The following is a 15,349-nucleotide window of genomic DNA, read 5'->3' on the forward strand; positions in this document are numbered from 1 at the left end:
CGGTCACCACACGATGGCCTCTCCTCGGTTTCGGAAACGATGCGTTTTGCCTTCCTCGGGCCGGCCGGCACCTACGGCGAGCAGGCAACCCGGCAACTGGCCGAGTTGGAAGGCGTCGCCAACCCTGAATTGGTGCCTCAGCTAGGTATCCGGGCCGTTGTTCAGGCCCTAGCCCAGGGCACCTGTGATGCGGCAGTCGTGCCTGTCGAGAATTCAGTGGAGGGGGGGGTGACGGCCTGCCTGGACGCGCTCTGGGAGCATCCGGATCTCAGCGTCGCGCGGGCCCTGGTGCTGCCGATCCGCCATGCCCTGCTTGGCAGCGGCCCGATTACGGGCGTGAGTGAGGTGTTGTCCCATCCCCAGGCCCTGGCCCAGTGCAGCCAGTGGCTGTCGGAACACCTACCCCAGGCCCTGCAGTTGCCCACCAGCTCCACGGCGGAGGCGGCCCGCATGGTGGCGGGCAGTCGCTTCCGTGCGGCGATCGCCTCCCAGCAGGCCGGCACGGAGCATGGCCTGCTGGAGCTGGCCTACCCGATCAATGATGTGGCGGGCAACTGCACCCGCTTCCTGTTGCTGCGGCGGGGACCCCGCTCCTCGCAGGGCCCGATGGCAAGCCTCGCCTTCTCCCTGCACTCCAACCAGCCAGGGGCCCTGCTAGAAGCCCTGGGCTGCTTTGCCCAGCGCGGGCTCAACATGGGCCGGATCGAGTCGCGCCCATCAAAGCGGGAGATGGGTGAGTACATATTTTTCGTTGATCTGGAGCTTCCCAATGGATCGACCCCTCTGGAGGCAGCCCTTGCTGAGCTAGCGCCCCTTTGCGAGCACCTAGCCCTATTTGGGGCCTACCCAGTCACCAACCTCGCTTAGGCCTGGCTGGGCTTGCGACCGCGAAAGACGCCAAATTGCATCAGTCCGGTGGCGAAGGCCCAACGCATCAGCAGGATCGTGGGGGTTTCGCGCAGGCCTTGCAAAACTGCGGCGGGACCCAGGCCCAGGATGGCGCCTGGCCGGCGTACGCCCTCAAAGATCGATTCGATCCAGGAGGGCAGGGTGGCGCTTGTCCAGTCGCCGGTTTCGATTGTTATGCCACCAGCCTGCTGACTTTGCTCGAGGTGCTTTTGCAGTCCGCGGATACTGGCGAATTCAGGGTGGGCCCACTGTTCAAGCAACTGACGCATCACCCAGCGCTCTCGCCGATCCATGACGCCATCGGCCGGATCGCGCCGGTTCCAGTCAGCTACAGCCAGCAGGCCGCCAGGTTTGAGCACCCGCAACAGCTCATCGGCGTAGCGCTGCTTGTCGGGCATGTGGGGACAGGCCTCCACACTCCAGACGGCATCAACGCTGGCGTCGGCAATTTCCAGGGCCAGGGCATCCATCACCGCAAAGCGGCAGCTGAGGCCGGCTGGAGTTAGGGCTGTGGCCCGGGCGATCTGGGCCGGGCTGATGCTGATACCCAGGACGTTCAGTCCATAGTCCCTCGCCAGGATGCGGGCGCTGCCGCCAATGCCGCAGCCCACATCCAGCACGGTGGAGCCGCGGGGCAGTTGGTCGAGGCCGCTCCAGCGCGCCAGTTCATGGACGAAGGTTTCTTTGGCAACTCGGAAATCCTGGTGGCGCGACCTGCCGCTACCACTTTGGCGGTAGTAGCCCAGGTGGATATGGTCCCCCCAGAGCCGCTCCAGCAGCTGGTCATTGGTCCAGCGGTCGTAGGCGTCTGCCACGCTTGCAGATGATTCATAACGCCGCCGGCGTTTCAACCAGAGGCGCGCTGCTAGGGCAACGGCAAGGCAGCCAAGGGCTCCTGCCCCGATGGAGGCGGCCAGGGGCCAGCTCAGGACGGTCATGGCAGGAGTTATTGGGGCTGGAAGGTGTCTTTGAGCACGGTGCGTGCCGCCAACTGCCTCCTGGTCTGGTCCAGCAGTTCGTATTCCTGGCGCAGGCGCTCGCTGGTGTCAGTGATCTCCAGCAGGGCCTGCTGGTGGTCGGCCACGGGGCCGCCTAGGTGGGCTCCGATCCAGAACGACAGCTCCCGGGGCAGGTCGGGCAGGTCGTTGGGCAGGCTGGCCGGTTTGCCAATCAGCTTGCCGGTGAGTTCCACCACATCCCGCAAGGCCTGGCCGACATCGCCCGCTAACGCAGCTAGCTCCGCATGGCTCGTCTCTGGTTCATCCTCAATCCAGCTAACCATTCCCACCCGAAAGGGCGCCTCACGCACGATGTCGAGTACGCGAAAACGCTGTTGCCCCATGGTCACAATGTTGCTGTGGTCGTCGTCCTGGGTCTGGCAGTGCAGGATCTCGGCGCAGCAGCCCACATCGGCCATGGTCTGGTTTTGGGGGTCCCAACGCACAACTCCGAAGCGCTGGTCTCCGGCCATCACGGTGCGCAGCAGCATCCGGTAACGGGGCTCAAAAATATGAAGTGGCAGTACTTCCTGGGGGAAGAGCACCACGTCAGGCAAGGGAAACAGCGGCAGCTCCCTTACGGCCAGCTCGCCCATGGCTTTAACAGGAGATACAGGAGCATCCTAGAAAAAATGCCCCTGCCACGCGTTGGCGTGACAGGGGGCGGCTGCAGTCAGCGACTGCTCAGGCAGGATTACCCGAGATTGGGCTCAGAGCTTGACTTCAATATCAACGCCGCTGGGCAGGTCAAGCTTCATCAGGGCGTCGATGGTCTTTGCCGAAGGGCTGTAGATATCGATGATGCGCCGATGGGTGCGGGTTTCGAAGTGCTCGCGGGAGTCTTTGTCGACGTGGGGCGAGCGCAGCACGCAGTAGATCTTGCGCTTGGTTGGCAGCGGAATGGGGCCGATCGCCGTTGCGGCGGTGTGGTCGGCAGTTTCGATGATTTTTTCGCAGGAGAGATCAAGCATCCGGCGATCAAACGCCTTGAGGCGAATGCGGATCTTCTGCTGGGCAATGGCTGTGGACATGTCAGATCAGGCGTCAGGAAGCTCCTAGGCGGAACGCCCGGGTGGTTGGTGGAGCTGGATTGTCGAGGAGCGGCAGGTGGGGTGGAGACCCATAGAAGTCCCACCCCAAAAACCTACCTCAGGATCAGGCGATGATCTTGGAAACCACGCCTGCACCGATGGTGCGGCCGCCTTCGCGGATGGCGAAGCGCATGCCTTGCTCGATGGCAACGGGGCAGATGAGCTCGCCGGTCATCTTGATGCGGTCACCGGGCATCACCATTTCGACGTTGGCGCCGTCGTCAGAGGTGAAGGCCGTGATCTGGCCTGTCACGTCAGTTGTACGGATGTAGAACTGAGGGCGATAGCCAGCAAAGAAGGGGGTGTGGCGGCCGCCTTCTTCCTTCTTCAGCACGTAGACCTCACCTTCGAATTTGGTGTGGGGCTTGATGGAGTTGGGCTTCACCAGCACCATGCCGCGCTCGATGTCCTCTTTCTGGATGCCGCGCAGGAGTAGTCCACAGTTGTCGCCAGCCAAACCCTCTTCGAGCAGCTTGCGGAACATTTCCACACCCGTGACAGTGGTCTCACGGGTGTCGCGGATGCCGACGATTTGAACGGTTTCGCCAACCTTGACCTTGCCGCGTTCGATACGTCCAGTTGCCACGGTGCCACGACCGGTGATCGAGAAAACGTCCTCGATTGCCATCAGGAAGGGCTTGTCGACTTCGCGCTCGGGCTCGGGAATCGACTCGTCGACGGCGTCCATTAGGTCGAGAATCTTGTCAACCCACTCATTCGCACCGCGCTCGGCCTTGTTGCCAGCTTGGATAAATTCGAGGGCCTTCAGGGCTGAACCTGCCACCACTGGGATGTCATCGCCTGGGAAGTCGTAGCTGCTGAGCAGCTCGCGCATTTCCAGTTCGACAAGCTCGAGGATTTCCTCGTCGTCGACCATGTCCTTCTTGTTGAGGAACACCACTAGGGCGGGAACGCCCACCTGCTTGGCAAGCAGGATGTGTTCTTTGGTCTGGGCCATCGGCCCGTCGGTCGCGGCTACAACCAGGATCGCGCCGTCCATCTGGGCGGCACCGGTGATCATGTTCTTGACGTAGTCCGCGTGGCCGGGGCAGTCCACGTGAGCGTAGTGACGATTTGTGGTCTCGTACTCGACGTGCGCAGTGTTGATAGTGATGCCCCGCTCTTTCTCCTCAGGAGCACCGTCGATCTCGTCGTAGGCCTGGGCCTTGGCCATGCCCTGGGACGCCAACACGTTGGTGATGGCAGCCGTGAGGGTGGTTTTGCCGTGGTCAACGTGGCCGATGGTGCCAATGTTGACGTGGGGTTTGTTCCTTTCGAACTTCTCGCGTGCCATGAGTAGAAAGAATCGGGGGGGTTAGTGGGTAAAGGAGAGATCAGGAATTGCCCTGATTCTTGGAGATGATGGCCTCAGCCACATTGCGAGGAACTTCCTCGTAATGGCTGAACTCCATCGAGAAAATACCCCGACCCTGGGTCATGGATCGGAGCTGGGTGGCGTAGCCGAACATTTCGGCCAGAGGCACTTTTGTTTGGACCTTGGACTGCCCATTATCAATGGACTGTCCTTCGACCTGGCCTCGACGGGATGAGAGGTCGCCGATGACCGACCCAAGGAAATCCTCGGGGATCTCGACTTCCACCTTCATCATTGGCTCAAGGAGTACGGGGTTGCACTTCTTGACTGCGTCTTTGAAGGCCATGGATCCGGCGATTTTAAACGCCATCTCCGAGGAGTCGACGTCGTGGTAAGAGCCGTCAACCATGGTTGCCCTGACGTCGATCATGGGGAAACCAGCAATCACACCGGATTGGCAGGTCTCCTTCATGCCGGCTTCTGCGGGACCGATGTACTCCTTGGGAACGATGCCGCCAATAATTTTGTTGACGAATTCGAATCCTGTGCCTGGTTCGCCGGGCTCCATTTCGATCACTACGTGACCGTATTGACCTTTGCCACCGGTCTGACGGGCAAATTTGCCTTCGCCCTTGGAGCTGCTGCGAATGGTTTCGCGATACGACACTTGGGGAGCGCCGATGTTCGCTTCAACCTTGAACTCGCGCAGCATCCGATCCACCAGGATTTCAAGGTGGAGTTCTCCCATGCCAGCAATAACTGTCTGGCTGGTTTCAGGATCGGTGGAGACCCGGAAAGTGGGGTCTTCTTCAGCAAGTGACTGAAGAGCTTTGGAAAGCTTCTCCATGTCACCCTTGGTTTTTGGCTCAACAGCCACCGAGATCACGGGCTCGGGGATGAAGAGCGATTCCAGAATGATCGGGTCAGAATCGACGCAAAGCGTGTCACCCGTGGTGGTGTCCTTGAGGCCCAAGACTGCCCCAAGATCACCGGCACGCAGCTCATCGACCTCTTCACGGTCAATGGCTTTGAGGAGGATTAAGCGAGAAATGCGCTCCTTCTTATCTTTGGTGGAGTTGAGTACATAGCTGCCTTTGTTGAGTACCCCGGAGTAGATGCGTACAAAAGTAAGCTTCCCGTAGGGGTCAGCCATTACTTTGAAGGCCAAGGCGCTGAAGGGCGCGCTGTCGTCGCAAGGGCGGGTTGCCTCGCTGCCGTCAGCCAGTAGGCCAGTGATGGGAGGTAGATCAACTGGTGCTGGTAGGTAGTCAACCACTGCATCTAGCACCAGTTGGACGCCCTTATTTTTAAAGGCTGAGCCACAAACAATTGGCACTAAGCCATGATGGATGGTGGCCTTGCGGATGCCTTTGATCAACTGCTCTTCGGTGAGCTCGCCATTTTCCAGGAAGGGATCGATTAAGTCTTCGTCGGACTCAGCCACCGTTTCCATCAACTTGAGGCGCCACTTTTTGGCCTCTTCAATCATGTCTTCAGGGATTTCACCTTCAATGATGTCAGTGCCGAGATCATTGGTGTAAATAATCGCCTTGTTGCGCACAAGGTCAATAATTCCCTTCAGATCGCCCTCGGCTCCGATCGGCAGCTGGATCGGCGCGGCATTGGCTTTGAGCCGATCCTTGATTTGGTCGTAGACCTTCAGGAAGTCGGCACCCGTCCGGTCCATCTTGTTGACGAACACGAGCCGAGGCACGTTGTAGCGGTCAGCCTGACGCCAGACGGTCTCTGACTGGGGCTGTACGCCACCAACGGCGCAGAAGACAGCGACCACGCCGTCCAGGACCCGCATCGAACGTTCCACCTCGATGGTGAAGTCGACGTGCCCGGGGGTGTCGATGATGTTGATGCGGTTGTCTTTCCAAGTGGTGGAAATGGCAGCTGCGGTGATCGTGATACCACGTTCACGCTCCTGATCCATCCAGTCGGTCACAGCCGCACCGTCGTGCACCTCGCCCATCTTGTGGACGACGCCTGAATAGAACAGAATCCGTTCAGTCGTCGTGGTCTTGCCCGCATCGATGTGGGCGGCAATACCAATATTTCTAACGCGTTCCAGTGGAAAGGCGCGGGCCACGGGGGAGGTCTCCGAAAGGTCAACAAAACGTGGGCGTAACTCTACAGACCGGGTCTGTTGAGGCTGAAGTCGCCCTGGACTTCAGCTGTTCAGGCGGGATCAGTAGCGGTAGTGGGCGAAAGCCTTGTTGGCTTCAGCCATCTTGTGGGTCTCTTCCCGCTTGCGAACCGCGCTACCGGCTTCGTTGGCTGCATCCATTAGCTCACCAGCCAATTTCTGGGCCATGCTGCGACCGTTGCGGGCGCGGGAGAAATTCACCAGCCAGCGCAGAGCCATGGCTGTACCGCGCTCCTGGCGAACTTCCATCGGCACCTGGTAAGTGGCACCGCCAACCCGGCGGGCACGAACCTCAACCAGAGGGGTGGCATTGCGTACAGCTGTCTCAAACAGCTCAAGGGGATCAGTACCGGTGCGGTCGTTGATCAGGGAGAAGGCATCCGAAAGGATGCGCTGCGCCGTGGACTTTTTGCCGTGCTTCATGAGCCGGGCCACGATCATGGAGGCCAGGCGGCTGTTGAATTGGGGGTCGGGAAGCACTGGGCGCTTCTCGGCGGCATTGCGGCGAGACATGGTCGACCGGAGCGGGGAGAACTAGGGGAAGGGAATGGAGCGGGCATCGGTGACGCCCTTTGCTGAAGTTGCTGCTCAGCGGCTGGTCACGCTGAGCTAGGCGGTTTCAGCTCTTTGGCGTCTTGGCGCCGTACTTGGAACGGGACTGGCGACGGTCCTTGACGCCCGCGGTGTCCAAGGTGCCGCGGATGATGTGATAGCGGACGCCAGGCAGATCCTTGACGCGTCCACCCCGGATCAGAACCACAGAGTGCTCCTGAAGGTTGTGTCCAATGCCGGGGATGTAGGCGGTCACCTCAAAGCCAGAGGTGAGACGCACCCGAGCGACCTTGCGCAGGGCCGAATTCGGCTTCTTGGGGGTGGAGGTGTACACGCGTGTGCACACACCGCGGCGCTCGGGACAAGCGCGCAAGGCGGGCGACTTGGTCTTCCGAGAAAGACTCTGGCGCTCAGTACGGATTAGCTGCTGGATGGTGGGCATCGAGGACCGGGGTCTGGTCGGAGAATATTGGTCGGACGTCCGACCGATTTCGACAATCCGCCACCTTACTGGGTCGCCTGTCGCCCTCCTCCTAAGCGGCTGAATGCAGTGCCGCAGGCGCAACTCACCGTGCCTTCGCCTGGACGTACCAAAAAGCCGCCGCCGCTGATGTCACCCCGGTAGTCCAGGCTCAGGCCGCTCAGCAGGTTCAGTTGCTCTGCTGGCGCATAAAGAGTGATGCCATCGGCACGAGCAACCGGCGTGCCCGCCAGGTGGCCGGGGCGCAATCGAATCGCCCAGCGCTCACAGCGCCCATCAACTAAATCCAGATGCATCATCCCGGGGGTGCCCGCCACAGCCGCGTGGCGGCCCAGCTCGGCGGCGGCGGCGGCGGTCACGCGCAGGCTGTGCGCCTTGGCCATGGGGGTCTGCATATCTGAACTCATTTTGGCAGCCTTCTCACGGCACTAGGCCGACACCGTTGTGAACTGATCCGGCCACACCCCGACCTTTCACCTGCAGGGAACCCCCCAGCACCAGCCCGGTGGAGCTGCCGCCATCGAGATTTAGGGCATCTTGCAGGCCTAGCTGTTGCAGCAGCGCGGCGGTTTCCCCCAGGGAGGGGCCGCTGTCCTGGATCCCCTCCAGGGTGATCAGCCAAATCTGGCGGTCGTCTCTGGCCAGCACGGTGCGGGGTGCTCCTTGGCTGAGGAAGGCGGAACTGAAGTTTTCGGCGGCGCCATTGAGCACGATGCGGCCTGCCTGCAACAGCAATGGCCCCCCGCCAATCACGTGTGTTGCGAGGCCGAGGTTGCTGCTGGGGCGGCTTTCGATCTGGAGCCGATCGTCTAAGCCCCAGGGCAGCTCCGCTCCGCCCCTTCCCACCAGCAGCAGGTCATCGCCCCGTAGCGCCACACCCGCATCCAATTCGGAGGGGCCAAGCTGCTGTCGCACCAGGCCCCCTTGGATTAACAAGCCAGTCTCAGAGCCACTCAGGGCTCGGTAGTTGGGCCCCCAGTCGGCGGTATAGCGGCTGATACCTCGCTGCACGTAGCCACTGTTGACAACGGCGACCGGTAGACGCAGAGCTCCGGGGCCCACAACCCACTCTGAAAGCTGTAGCCGGCCAAAGCGGGGCATGGTTCGCCCGTCCCAGGCGGCGACTCCCCGGTTCAAAATTGGCCCGGAAAGCCAGCGGCCGTCTTGTTTTAGAGCCCCCAAGGGCAGGCGCCTTACCCGGTTGAAGTAACCCCCATTGATCGCTACCCAGGCCTGCTGCTGGTTGGCGAGCTGCACCAGGGAGCTGAGGCCCTCCATGCCTCCAGGTCTGGCCAGGGGCCGCAGCTGCAGTGAGGCCTTAAGTGGATCAATGCGGATCGCATTGATGCGCACCCCCTGGCGCACCAGGCGATCCCACTGAAGTTCTTTGCCAAGTAGGGCCTGCAGGCGCGGATCGATCGGGGCTGGACTGTCAGTGCGGCTAGCGGCCCCCTGATCCGGCCACTCGATCACCACCCGGTTGGGTTCGCCCAGGCTGAATACCCGCGTCAATTTGGCTGCGGAGGGTTTGAGCCTCAGCCCAGCGCTGTCCTGCCGGGCCTGGAGGCCCAGGCTCCCCAGCAGGGTTTGTTGGTCACTGCGGCTGAGCAGGTCAACCACCAGTCCGGCGTCGTCTCTACCAATGGCGGCCGGGCCGCCCAGGTCGAGCACGATGCGCTTGACGGGGCCAGGGTTTGAGCTGCGCACCTGGAGCAGCTGGGGCCTGGCCAGCTCCAGGCTGAGCAGGCTGCCCTCGTGGCGTAGGCCCACGCCGACGCGGCCAAACAGGCTGCTCACGTCTACCGCTACTTCGTCTTCGAGGCTGCGCTGGGCGCTGGCGGGCACCTTGAGTTCCTGGCCAAACCACTCCAGCTCCAGCGCGCCATCGCTGCGGCTGCGGCTGGTGACTCCGAGCTGGTTCTCGAGCACCTCTAGGGGGATCCACAGTTGTTGGGGCGTGTCGCCTAATCCCCTAACCCAGATCCAGCGGGCGCTCTGGAGCCGGCCGTTAATGCGGATACTGCTGCCCTGGCGCTCAGTTGCGGCGGCCGCACCGATTGGAACAAGAGGCGGCGGAGGTGGCGGCGTAATCGGCATGGCCTGGCCAACCCCTGGCAGGCACAGAACCAGGAGCCAGCCAGCCAGGAATGCAGTAGAGGCCATGGGCCAGCCTGGCCGACAGCCTTGAAAGCTAGCCCTCTTTAAGGGTTTGGGTGCCAGGGTTTGGGCGCCATGGTTTGGGGATGTGCATCCCTAGGATCAGCTGCTCTGCTGCTGCCAGCACCTATGGGTGTTAGCGGCGCTGCCCTGACAGATCACCTGCCGGACCGTCTCGGGTTATGCCTCACTTCTCTCGCCCTGTTTGGCCCCATTGCGATAGCGCTGCGCCTGCCGCTGTCGCTGGCGAAAAGGACGCCTGTGGTGTGGGCTTTTTGGCCAATCTTCAGGGCGAAGCCAGCCACTGGGTGCTGCAGCAGGCCCTGCGCGGCCTCGACTGCATGGAGCACCGCGGCGGTTGCGGTGGCGATGGTGATTCCGGCGATGGGGCAGGGGTGCTCTGCGGCATCCCCTGGAGCTATCTAGAAGATGTATGGCCTGAGGCGGCGGCAGCAAAGGGAGCGGCTCGCGGGCTGGGCATGGTTTTCCTGCCAGCCGATGCTGCAAAGCGCGAGCAGGCAAAACTTTTCTGTGAAGATGAGGCCGCCAAGCTGGGCTTAGGCAGCCTGGGTTGGCGTGCAGTCCCTCTGGATGCATCTGTTCTCGGCTCCCTGGCCCGCCAGACCGCTCCTGCAATTGAGCAGTGGCTAATTGCCGCAGACCAAGCCGGTGATGATCTGGAAGCGTTGCTATTCAGGCTGCGCCGCCGTTGCGGTGATCGGGCCCGCGCCGTTTGGGGGCCAGGGCCTGGTGAGCTCTATTTCGCTTCCCTGAGCAGCCGAACTGTTGTGTACAAGGGCATGGTGCGTTCGGCGGTGCTGTCCGCTTTCTATGGCGACCTGCGCGATGCACGCTTTGCCGTGAGCTTTGCGGTGTACCACCGCCGTTTCAGCACCAACACCCTGCCCCGCTGGCCCCTAGCCCAGCCCATGCGGCTGCTGGGTCACAACGGCGAGATCAATACTTTGTTGGGCAACCTCAACTGGGCAAGGGCTTCGGAAGCAAATCTCGATGCGGTCTGGGGGGAGGCGGCTGCAGAACTGAAGCCAGTGGTGAACCCCGCCTTCAGCGATTCCGCCAACCTCGACGCCACCCTTGAGCTGCTGGTGCGCAGCGGCCGGCCGATCACCGAGAGCCTGCTCACCCTGGTGCCAGAAGCTTTCCGCGACCAGCCCGAGCTGGCAGATAAGCCCGATATCCAGTCGTTTTACGAGTATTCCGCCTGCACCCAGGAGCCCTGGGATGGTCCGGCCCTGCTGGTGTTCGCCGATGGCCGCTGCGTGGGAGCCACCCTCGATCGCAACGGCCTGCGCCCCGCCCGCTACTGCATCACCAGCGACGGTTTTGTGGTGATGGGCTCAGAAACCGGTGTGGTCGAGCTTGAGGAGAGCCGGATCATCGAAAAGGGTCGCCTCGGCCCTGGCCAGATGCTGGCAGTGGACCTGGAGCAGGGCCGCCTGCTGCGCAATTGGGAGGTGAAGGCAGAGGTTGCCGCCCGCCATCCCTACGGTGACTGGTTGGCGCAGCATCGTCGCAACCTCGTTCCCCAGCCCTGGACCAAGGAGCGTCAGCTGGGAGATCTGGAGCTGCTGCAACAGCAAACGGCCTTTGGCTTCACCGCCGAAGACTTCGAGCTGGTGATCGAGGACATGGCCGGCGCGGCTAAAGAGCCCACCTATTGCATGGGCGACGACATTCCCTTGGCGGTGCTTTCAGGCAAGCCCCACCTCCTCTACGACTACTTCAAGCAGCGCTTCGCCCAGGTCACCAACCCGCCGATCGATCCCCTGCGGGAAAAGCTGGTGATGAGCCTGGAGATGCATCTGGGCAGGCGGGGCTCGCCGCTGCGCCCCGAAGCTGCCTCGGCGGCGGTGCTGCACCTGGCCAGTCCGATCCTCAATGAGGCGGAGCTTGTGGAGGTTGGCCGGCAGGGCCTGCCCACCTCCACCCTTTCCACGCTGATGGCCGTCACCGACGGCCCCGGAGGTCTCGAGCTTGCGGTGCAGCGCCTGCGCAGCTCTGCCGAGGCGGCCGTGCGCGCCGGCAGCCAGATCCTGGTGCTGAGCGATCGGGGCGGCGAGGCTGGTGGGATCAATGCCACCACGGCCACCATTCCACCGCTGCTGGCTGTGGGCGCGGTGCATCACCACCTGCTCAACCTGGGCTTGCGCCTGCAGGCTTCCCTGGTGGTGGAAACGGCCCAGTGCTGGAGCACTCACCACCTGGCCTGCCTGATCGGTTATGGCGCCAGTGCCGTTTGCCCCTGGCTTACCTGGGAAACCAGCCGCCACTGGCTAGCCCACCCCCGGGTGCAGAAGCTGATCGAAACCGGCAAGTTGCCGGCGCTCAGCCCCGATCAGGTGCAGGCAAATGTGCGCAAGGCCCTAGAAGACGGCCTGCGCAAGATTCTCTCCAAGATCGGCATTTCCCTGCTGGCCAGCTATCACGGCGCCCAGATCTTCGAAGCCATCGGCCTTGGCGCCGATCTGATCCAGCTTGCCTTCAGTGGCACTACCAGCCGGGTGGCTGGCCTCAGCTTGGGCGAGCTGGCCAGCGAAACCCTCAGCTTCCATGCCAAGGCCTTCCCCGAGCTCAACCGCACCAAGCTCGAGTTCATGGGCTTCGTGCAGTACCGCACTGGCGGCGAGTATCACCTCAATAGCCCGGAGATGGCCAAAGCCCTGCATGCGGCGGTGAAGGCGGGCCCCGGCTACGACCACTTCTCCACCTACAAAACCCTGCTGGAGCACCGGCCAGTCACGGCCCTGCGGGACCTGCTGGAACTCAAGCCCGCTATCGCCCCGCTGCCGATCGAGCAGGTGGAGAGCTTGGAGAGCATCTGCAGTCGCTTTTGCACCGGCGGCATGAGCTTGGGGGCCCTCTCGCGCGAGGCCCACGAGGTGTTAGCCATCGCCATGAACCGCATCGGCGGCAAGAGCAACAGCGGTGAGGGCGGCGAGGATCCGGCCCGCTTCGGGTTGCTCAGCGATGTGGACGGCGACGGTCATTCGCCGACCTTGCCCAGCATCAATGGCCTGCGCAACGGTGATACCGCCTGCTCCGCCATTAAGCAGATCGCCTCAGGGCGCTTCGGTGTGACCCCCGAATATCTGCGCAGTGGCCGCCAGCTGGAGATCAAGGTGGCCCAGGGGGCCAAGCCGGGTGAGGGCGGCCAGCTGCCTGGTCCGAAGGTTGATCCCTACATCGCCTGGCTGCGCAACAGCAAGGCCGGTGTGGCCCTGATTTCGCCGCCTCCCCATCACGACATCTATTCAATCGAGGATCTGGCCCAGCTGATCCACGACCTGCACCAGGTGCACCCTGCAGCCAAGGTGAGCGTGAAGCTGGTGGCCGAGATCGGCATCGGCACCATCGCTGCTGGTGTGGCCAAGGCCAACGCCGATGTGATTCAGATCTCCGGCCACGACGGTGGCACGGGCGCTTCACCGCTCAGCTCGATCAAACATGCCGGCAGCCCCTGGGAGCTAGGCCTCACTGAGGTGCACCGGTCGCTGCTGGAGAATGGCTTGCGCGATCGGGTGCTGCTGCGGGCCGATGGCGGCCTCAAAACCGGCTGGGACGTGATCATCGCGGCCCTGCTGGGCGCTGAGGAATACGGCTTCGGCTCGGTGGCGATGATTGCCGAAGGCTGCATCATGGCCCGCGTTTGCCACACCAATAACTGCCCGGTGGGCGTGGCTACCCAGAAAGAAAACCTGCGCAAGCGCTTCCCCGGCGTGCCCGAGCACGTGGTGAATTTCTTCCTGTTTGTGGCTGAAGAGGTGCGTCAGCTGCTGAGCGTGCTTGGCGTGGCCCGGCTCGAAGAGCTGATCGGCCGCAGTGAATTGCTGCAGCCCCGGGCCGTGGCTCTCGCCAAAACCAGCGCCCTTGATCTCTCTTGCCTGATTGACCCGATCCCCGCCGCTGCTGATCGCAGCTGGCTTAAGCACGACGCCCAGGCCCATGGCAATGGACAAATCCTGGAAGATCAGCTGCTGGCCGATGCCGAGGTGCTGGCGGCTATCGAGGGCCACGGCCGCGTGGCCCGCACCCTGGCGATCGTGAACACAGATCGCAGCGTGGGCGCCCGCCTATCCGGCGAGATCGCCGCCCGCCATGGCAATACCGGCTTCCAAGGCCAGCTCGATCTCACTTATGAAGGTGCCGCGGGTCAGAGCTTCGGGGCCTTCGTGCTACAGGGCATGAACGTGCGCCTGGTGGGTGAAGCCAACGACTATGTGGGCAAGGGCCTCAATGGCGGACGCCTCACCGTGGTGCCCCCTGCCGGCGTCAACGACCCTGGTAACCAGGTGATCCTGGGCAACACCTGTCTCTATGGCGCCACAGGTGGAGAGCTCTTCGCCCTAGGCCGCGCCGGTGAGCGCTTTGGCGTGCGCAACAGCGGGGCGAAAACCGTGGTCGAGGGCGCCGGCGATCACTGCTGCGAATACATGACCGGTGGGGTGGTGGTGGTGCTGGGCAGCACCGGTCGCAATGTGGCCGCCGGCATGACCGGTGGTGTGGCCTTCATCCTTGATGAGAGCGGTGGTTTGGCGGAGCGGGTGAACCCGGAGATCGTGGCTATCGCTGAGCTCACCACCCCCGAGCAGGAGGTCCTGCTCAAGCCCCTGCTGCAGGCCCATCTCGAAGCCACCGGCAGCGCCAAGGCAGCTGAGATCTTGGCGGATTGGTCCACCTGGAAGGCCCAGTTCAAGCTGCTGGTTCCCCCCAGCGAGAAGGCCACCGTGGGCCTGGCGGAGCGGGAGGCTGTGGTGGCTTAGCGCGGATACTCCCGCATCAGCCGCTGCACCTCGCCGGCGTGATAGCTGCTGCGGGTGAGCGGGCTGCTCACCACCTGCAGGAAGCCGAGCTCCTGCTCACCGTGCTGCTTGAACGCCGCAAATTGCTCTGGGGTCACGAAGCGATCCACCGGCAGATGTTTGGGGCCCGGCGAGAGGTACTGGCCGATGGTGACGATGTCCACCTGGTGGCGGCGTAGATCGGCCATCACCTCTTTCACCTCAACGTCGCTCTCACCCAGGCCAGTCATCAGGCCTGATTTGGTGTAAGTGCGCGGCCAGCCCTGGCGCACCCGCTGCAGCAGCTCCAGGGAGCGCTCGTAGATGCCTTGGGGCCTGGCTTTTTTGTAGAGCCTTGGCACCGTTTCAATGTTGTGATTGAGCACCTCAGGGGAGCCTTCCATCACTGCGGCCAGAGCGTTCCAGTTGCCGCAGAAATCGGGGATCAGTAGCTCGATCGTGGTGAGTGGTGAGCGCTGGCGCACCTGCGCGATGCAGGCCACAAACTGGCTGGCGCCGCCATCGGCCAGATCATCGCGGTTCACCGAGGTGATCACCACGTGGCTCAGGCCCAGGCGTGCCACCGCTTCGCCGAGTCGTTCAGGTTCGCTGGGATCGAGCTCCCGCACGCTCTTGTCGAAGTCGATGTCGCAGTAGGGGCAGGCCCGGGTGCAGCCGGGCCCCATGATCAAAAAGGTGGCCGTGCCGCCGGAGAAGCACTCGCCGATGTTGGGGCAGCTGGCCTCCTGGCAGACGGTGTTGAGCTTGAGATCTTGCAGCAGGTCAGCCACCTCGCCGATGCGCTCCCGCTGGGGGGCCTTGACGCGCAGCCAGTCGGGTTTGAGCAAGGCGCCAGTAGGGCCACGGAGGCCAGAAGAAGGGCTGATCCCAATTT

At 62.8% G+C, this 15,349-nt stretch carries 12 protein-coding genes; 2 read left to right on the forward strand and 10 right to left on the reverse strand.

Features of this window, described 5'->3' with window-relative positions; genetic code table 11:
* The first annotated feature begins 39 nt into the window (after positions 1–39).
* Complete coding sequence (gene pheA, locus KBY83_RS11555) at positions 40–867, forward strand: prephenate dehydratase (RefSeq protein WP_106632423.1); 828 nt, start codon at positions 40–42, stop codon at positions 865–867.
* Here pheA and KBY83_RS11560 read toward each other — a convergent pair.
* The 9 genes from KBY83_RS11560 to KBY83_RS11600 all read right to left on the reverse strand — a co-directional run bounded on the left by KBY83_RS11560 (position 864) and on the right by KBY83_RS11600 (position 9,661).
* A complete protein-coding gene (locus tag KBY83_RS11560) occupies positions 864–1,847 on the reverse strand; it encodes a methyltransferase domain-containing protein (protein ID WP_255019654.1) in 984 nt (327 codons plus the stop codon). The genes pheA and KBY83_RS11560 overlap by 4 nt on opposite strands.
* Positions 1,848–1,855: 8 nt before the next feature.
* Complete coding sequence (locus KBY83_RS11565; protein ID WP_106632421.1) at positions 1,856–2,503, reverse strand: LON peptidase substrate-binding domain-containing protein; 648 nt, start codon at positions 2,501–2,503, stop codon at positions 1,856–1,858.
* 114 nt (positions 2,504–2,617) lie between these two features.
* Positions 2,618–2,938: a 30S ribosomal protein S10 gene (gene rpsJ, locus KBY83_RS11570; RefSeq protein ID WP_006910513.1), complete on the reverse strand. Its 321-nt coding sequence runs from the start codon at positions 2,936–2,938 to the stop codon at positions 2,618–2,620.
* Between the two features lie 124 nt (positions 2,939–3,062).
* Positions 3,063–4,292: an elongation factor Tu gene (tuf, locus tag KBY83_RS11575; protein WP_106632420.1), complete on the reverse strand. Its 1,230-nt coding sequence runs from the start codon at positions 4,290–4,292 to the stop codon at positions 3,063–3,065.
* A 40-nt stretch (positions 4,293–4,332) separates the two neighbouring features.
* Positions 4,333–6,408: an elongation factor G gene (gene fusA, locus KBY83_RS11580; protein ID WP_106632419.1), complete on the reverse strand. Its 2,076-nt coding sequence runs from the start codon at positions 6,406–6,408 to the stop codon at positions 4,333–4,335.
* Between the two features lie 99 nt (positions 6,409–6,507).
* Complete coding sequence (rpsG, locus tag KBY83_RS11585; protein ID WP_106632418.1) at positions 6,508–6,978, reverse strand: 30S ribosomal protein S7; 471 nt, start codon at positions 6,976–6,978, stop codon at positions 6,508–6,510.
* A gap of 106 nt (positions 6,979–7,084) precedes the next feature.
* A complete protein-coding gene (gene rpsL, locus KBY83_RS11590; RefSeq protein ID WP_106632417.1) occupies positions 7,085–7,459 on the reverse strand; it encodes a 30S ribosomal protein S12 in 375 nt (124 codons plus the stop codon).
* A gap of 65 nt (positions 7,460–7,524) precedes the next feature.
* On the reverse strand, positions 7,525–7,881 hold the full coding sequence (locus KBY83_RS11595) for an AIR synthase (protein WP_254941763.1): 357 nt from the start codon (positions 7,879–7,881) through the stop codon (positions 7,525–7,527).
* A 37-nt stretch (positions 7,882–7,918) separates the two neighbouring features.
* Complete coding sequence (locus tag KBY83_RS11600; protein ID WP_255019655.1) at positions 7,919–9,661, reverse strand: phosphodiester glycosidase family protein; 1,743 nt, start codon at positions 9,659–9,661, stop codon at positions 7,919–7,921.
* A gap of 176 nt (positions 9,662–9,837) precedes the next feature.
* Between KBY83_RS11600 and KBY83_RS11605 the strand changes: the two genes are divergently transcribed.
* On the forward strand, positions 9,838–14,436 hold the full coding sequence (locus KBY83_RS11605) for a glutamate synthase-related protein (protein ID WP_255019656.1): 4,599 nt from the start codon (positions 9,838–9,840) through the stop codon (positions 14,434–14,436).
* Here the strand turns inward: KBY83_RS11605 and lipA are convergent.
* Positions 14,433–15,302: a lipoyl synthase gene (lipA, locus tag KBY83_RS11610; protein WP_255019657.1), complete on the reverse strand. Its 870-nt coding sequence runs from the start codon at positions 15,300–15,302 to the stop codon at positions 14,433–14,435. The two genes, KBY83_RS11605 and lipA, sit on opposite strands and share 4 nt — an antisense overlap.
* Positions 15,303–15,349 lie beyond the last annotated feature (47 nt).

Source organism: Cyanobium sp. WKJ7-Wakatipu (assembly GCF_024345355.1).
In the GTDB taxonomy this organism is placed as follows: domain Bacteria; phylum Cyanobacteriota; class Cyanobacteriia; order PCC-6307; family Cyanobiaceae; genus Cyanobium_A; species Cyanobium_A usitatum.

Bases quoted from the DNA above. Each gene is read 5' to 3' on its own strand.
- tuf (WP_106632420.1), bottom strand. From the start codon at position 4,292: ATGGCACGCGAGAAGTTCGAAAGGAACAAACCCCACGTCAACATTGGC.
- KBY83_RS11600 (WP_255019655.1), bottom strand. From the start codon at position 9,661: ATGGCCTCTACTGCATTCCTGGCTGGCTGGCTCCTGGTTCTGTGCCTG.
- KBY83_RS11605 (WP_255019656.1), top strand. From the start codon at position 9,838: ATGCCTCACTTCTCTCGCCCTGTTTGGCCCCATTGCGATAGCGCTGCG.
- KBY83_RS11595 (WP_254941763.1), bottom strand. From the start codon at position 7,881: ATGGCCAAGGCGCACAGCCTGCGCGTGACCGCCGCCGCCGCCGCCGAG.
- rpsJ (WP_006910513.1), bottom strand. From the start codon at position 2,938: ATGTCCACAGCCATTGCCCAGCAGAAGATCCGCATTCGCCTCAAGGCG.
- pheA (WP_106632423.1), top strand. From the start codon at position 40: ATGCGTTTTGCCTTCCTCGGGCCGGCCGGCACCTACGGCGAGCAGGCA.
- KBY83_RS11560 (WP_255019654.1), bottom strand. From the start codon at position 1,847: ATGACCGTCCTGAGCTGGCCCCTGGCCGCCTCCATCGGGGCAGGAGCC.
- rpsL (WP_106632417.1), bottom strand. From the start codon at position 7,459: ATGCCCACCATCCAGCAGCTAATCCGTACTGAGCGCCAGAGTCTTTCT.
- KBY83_RS11565 (WP_106632421.1), bottom strand. From the start codon at position 2,503: ATGGGCGAGCTGGCCGTAAGGGAGCTGCCGCTGTTTCCCTTGCCTGAC.
- rpsG (WP_106632418.1), bottom strand. From the start codon at position 6,978: ATGTCTCGCCGCAATGCCGCCGAGAAGCGCCCAGTGCTTCCCGACCCC.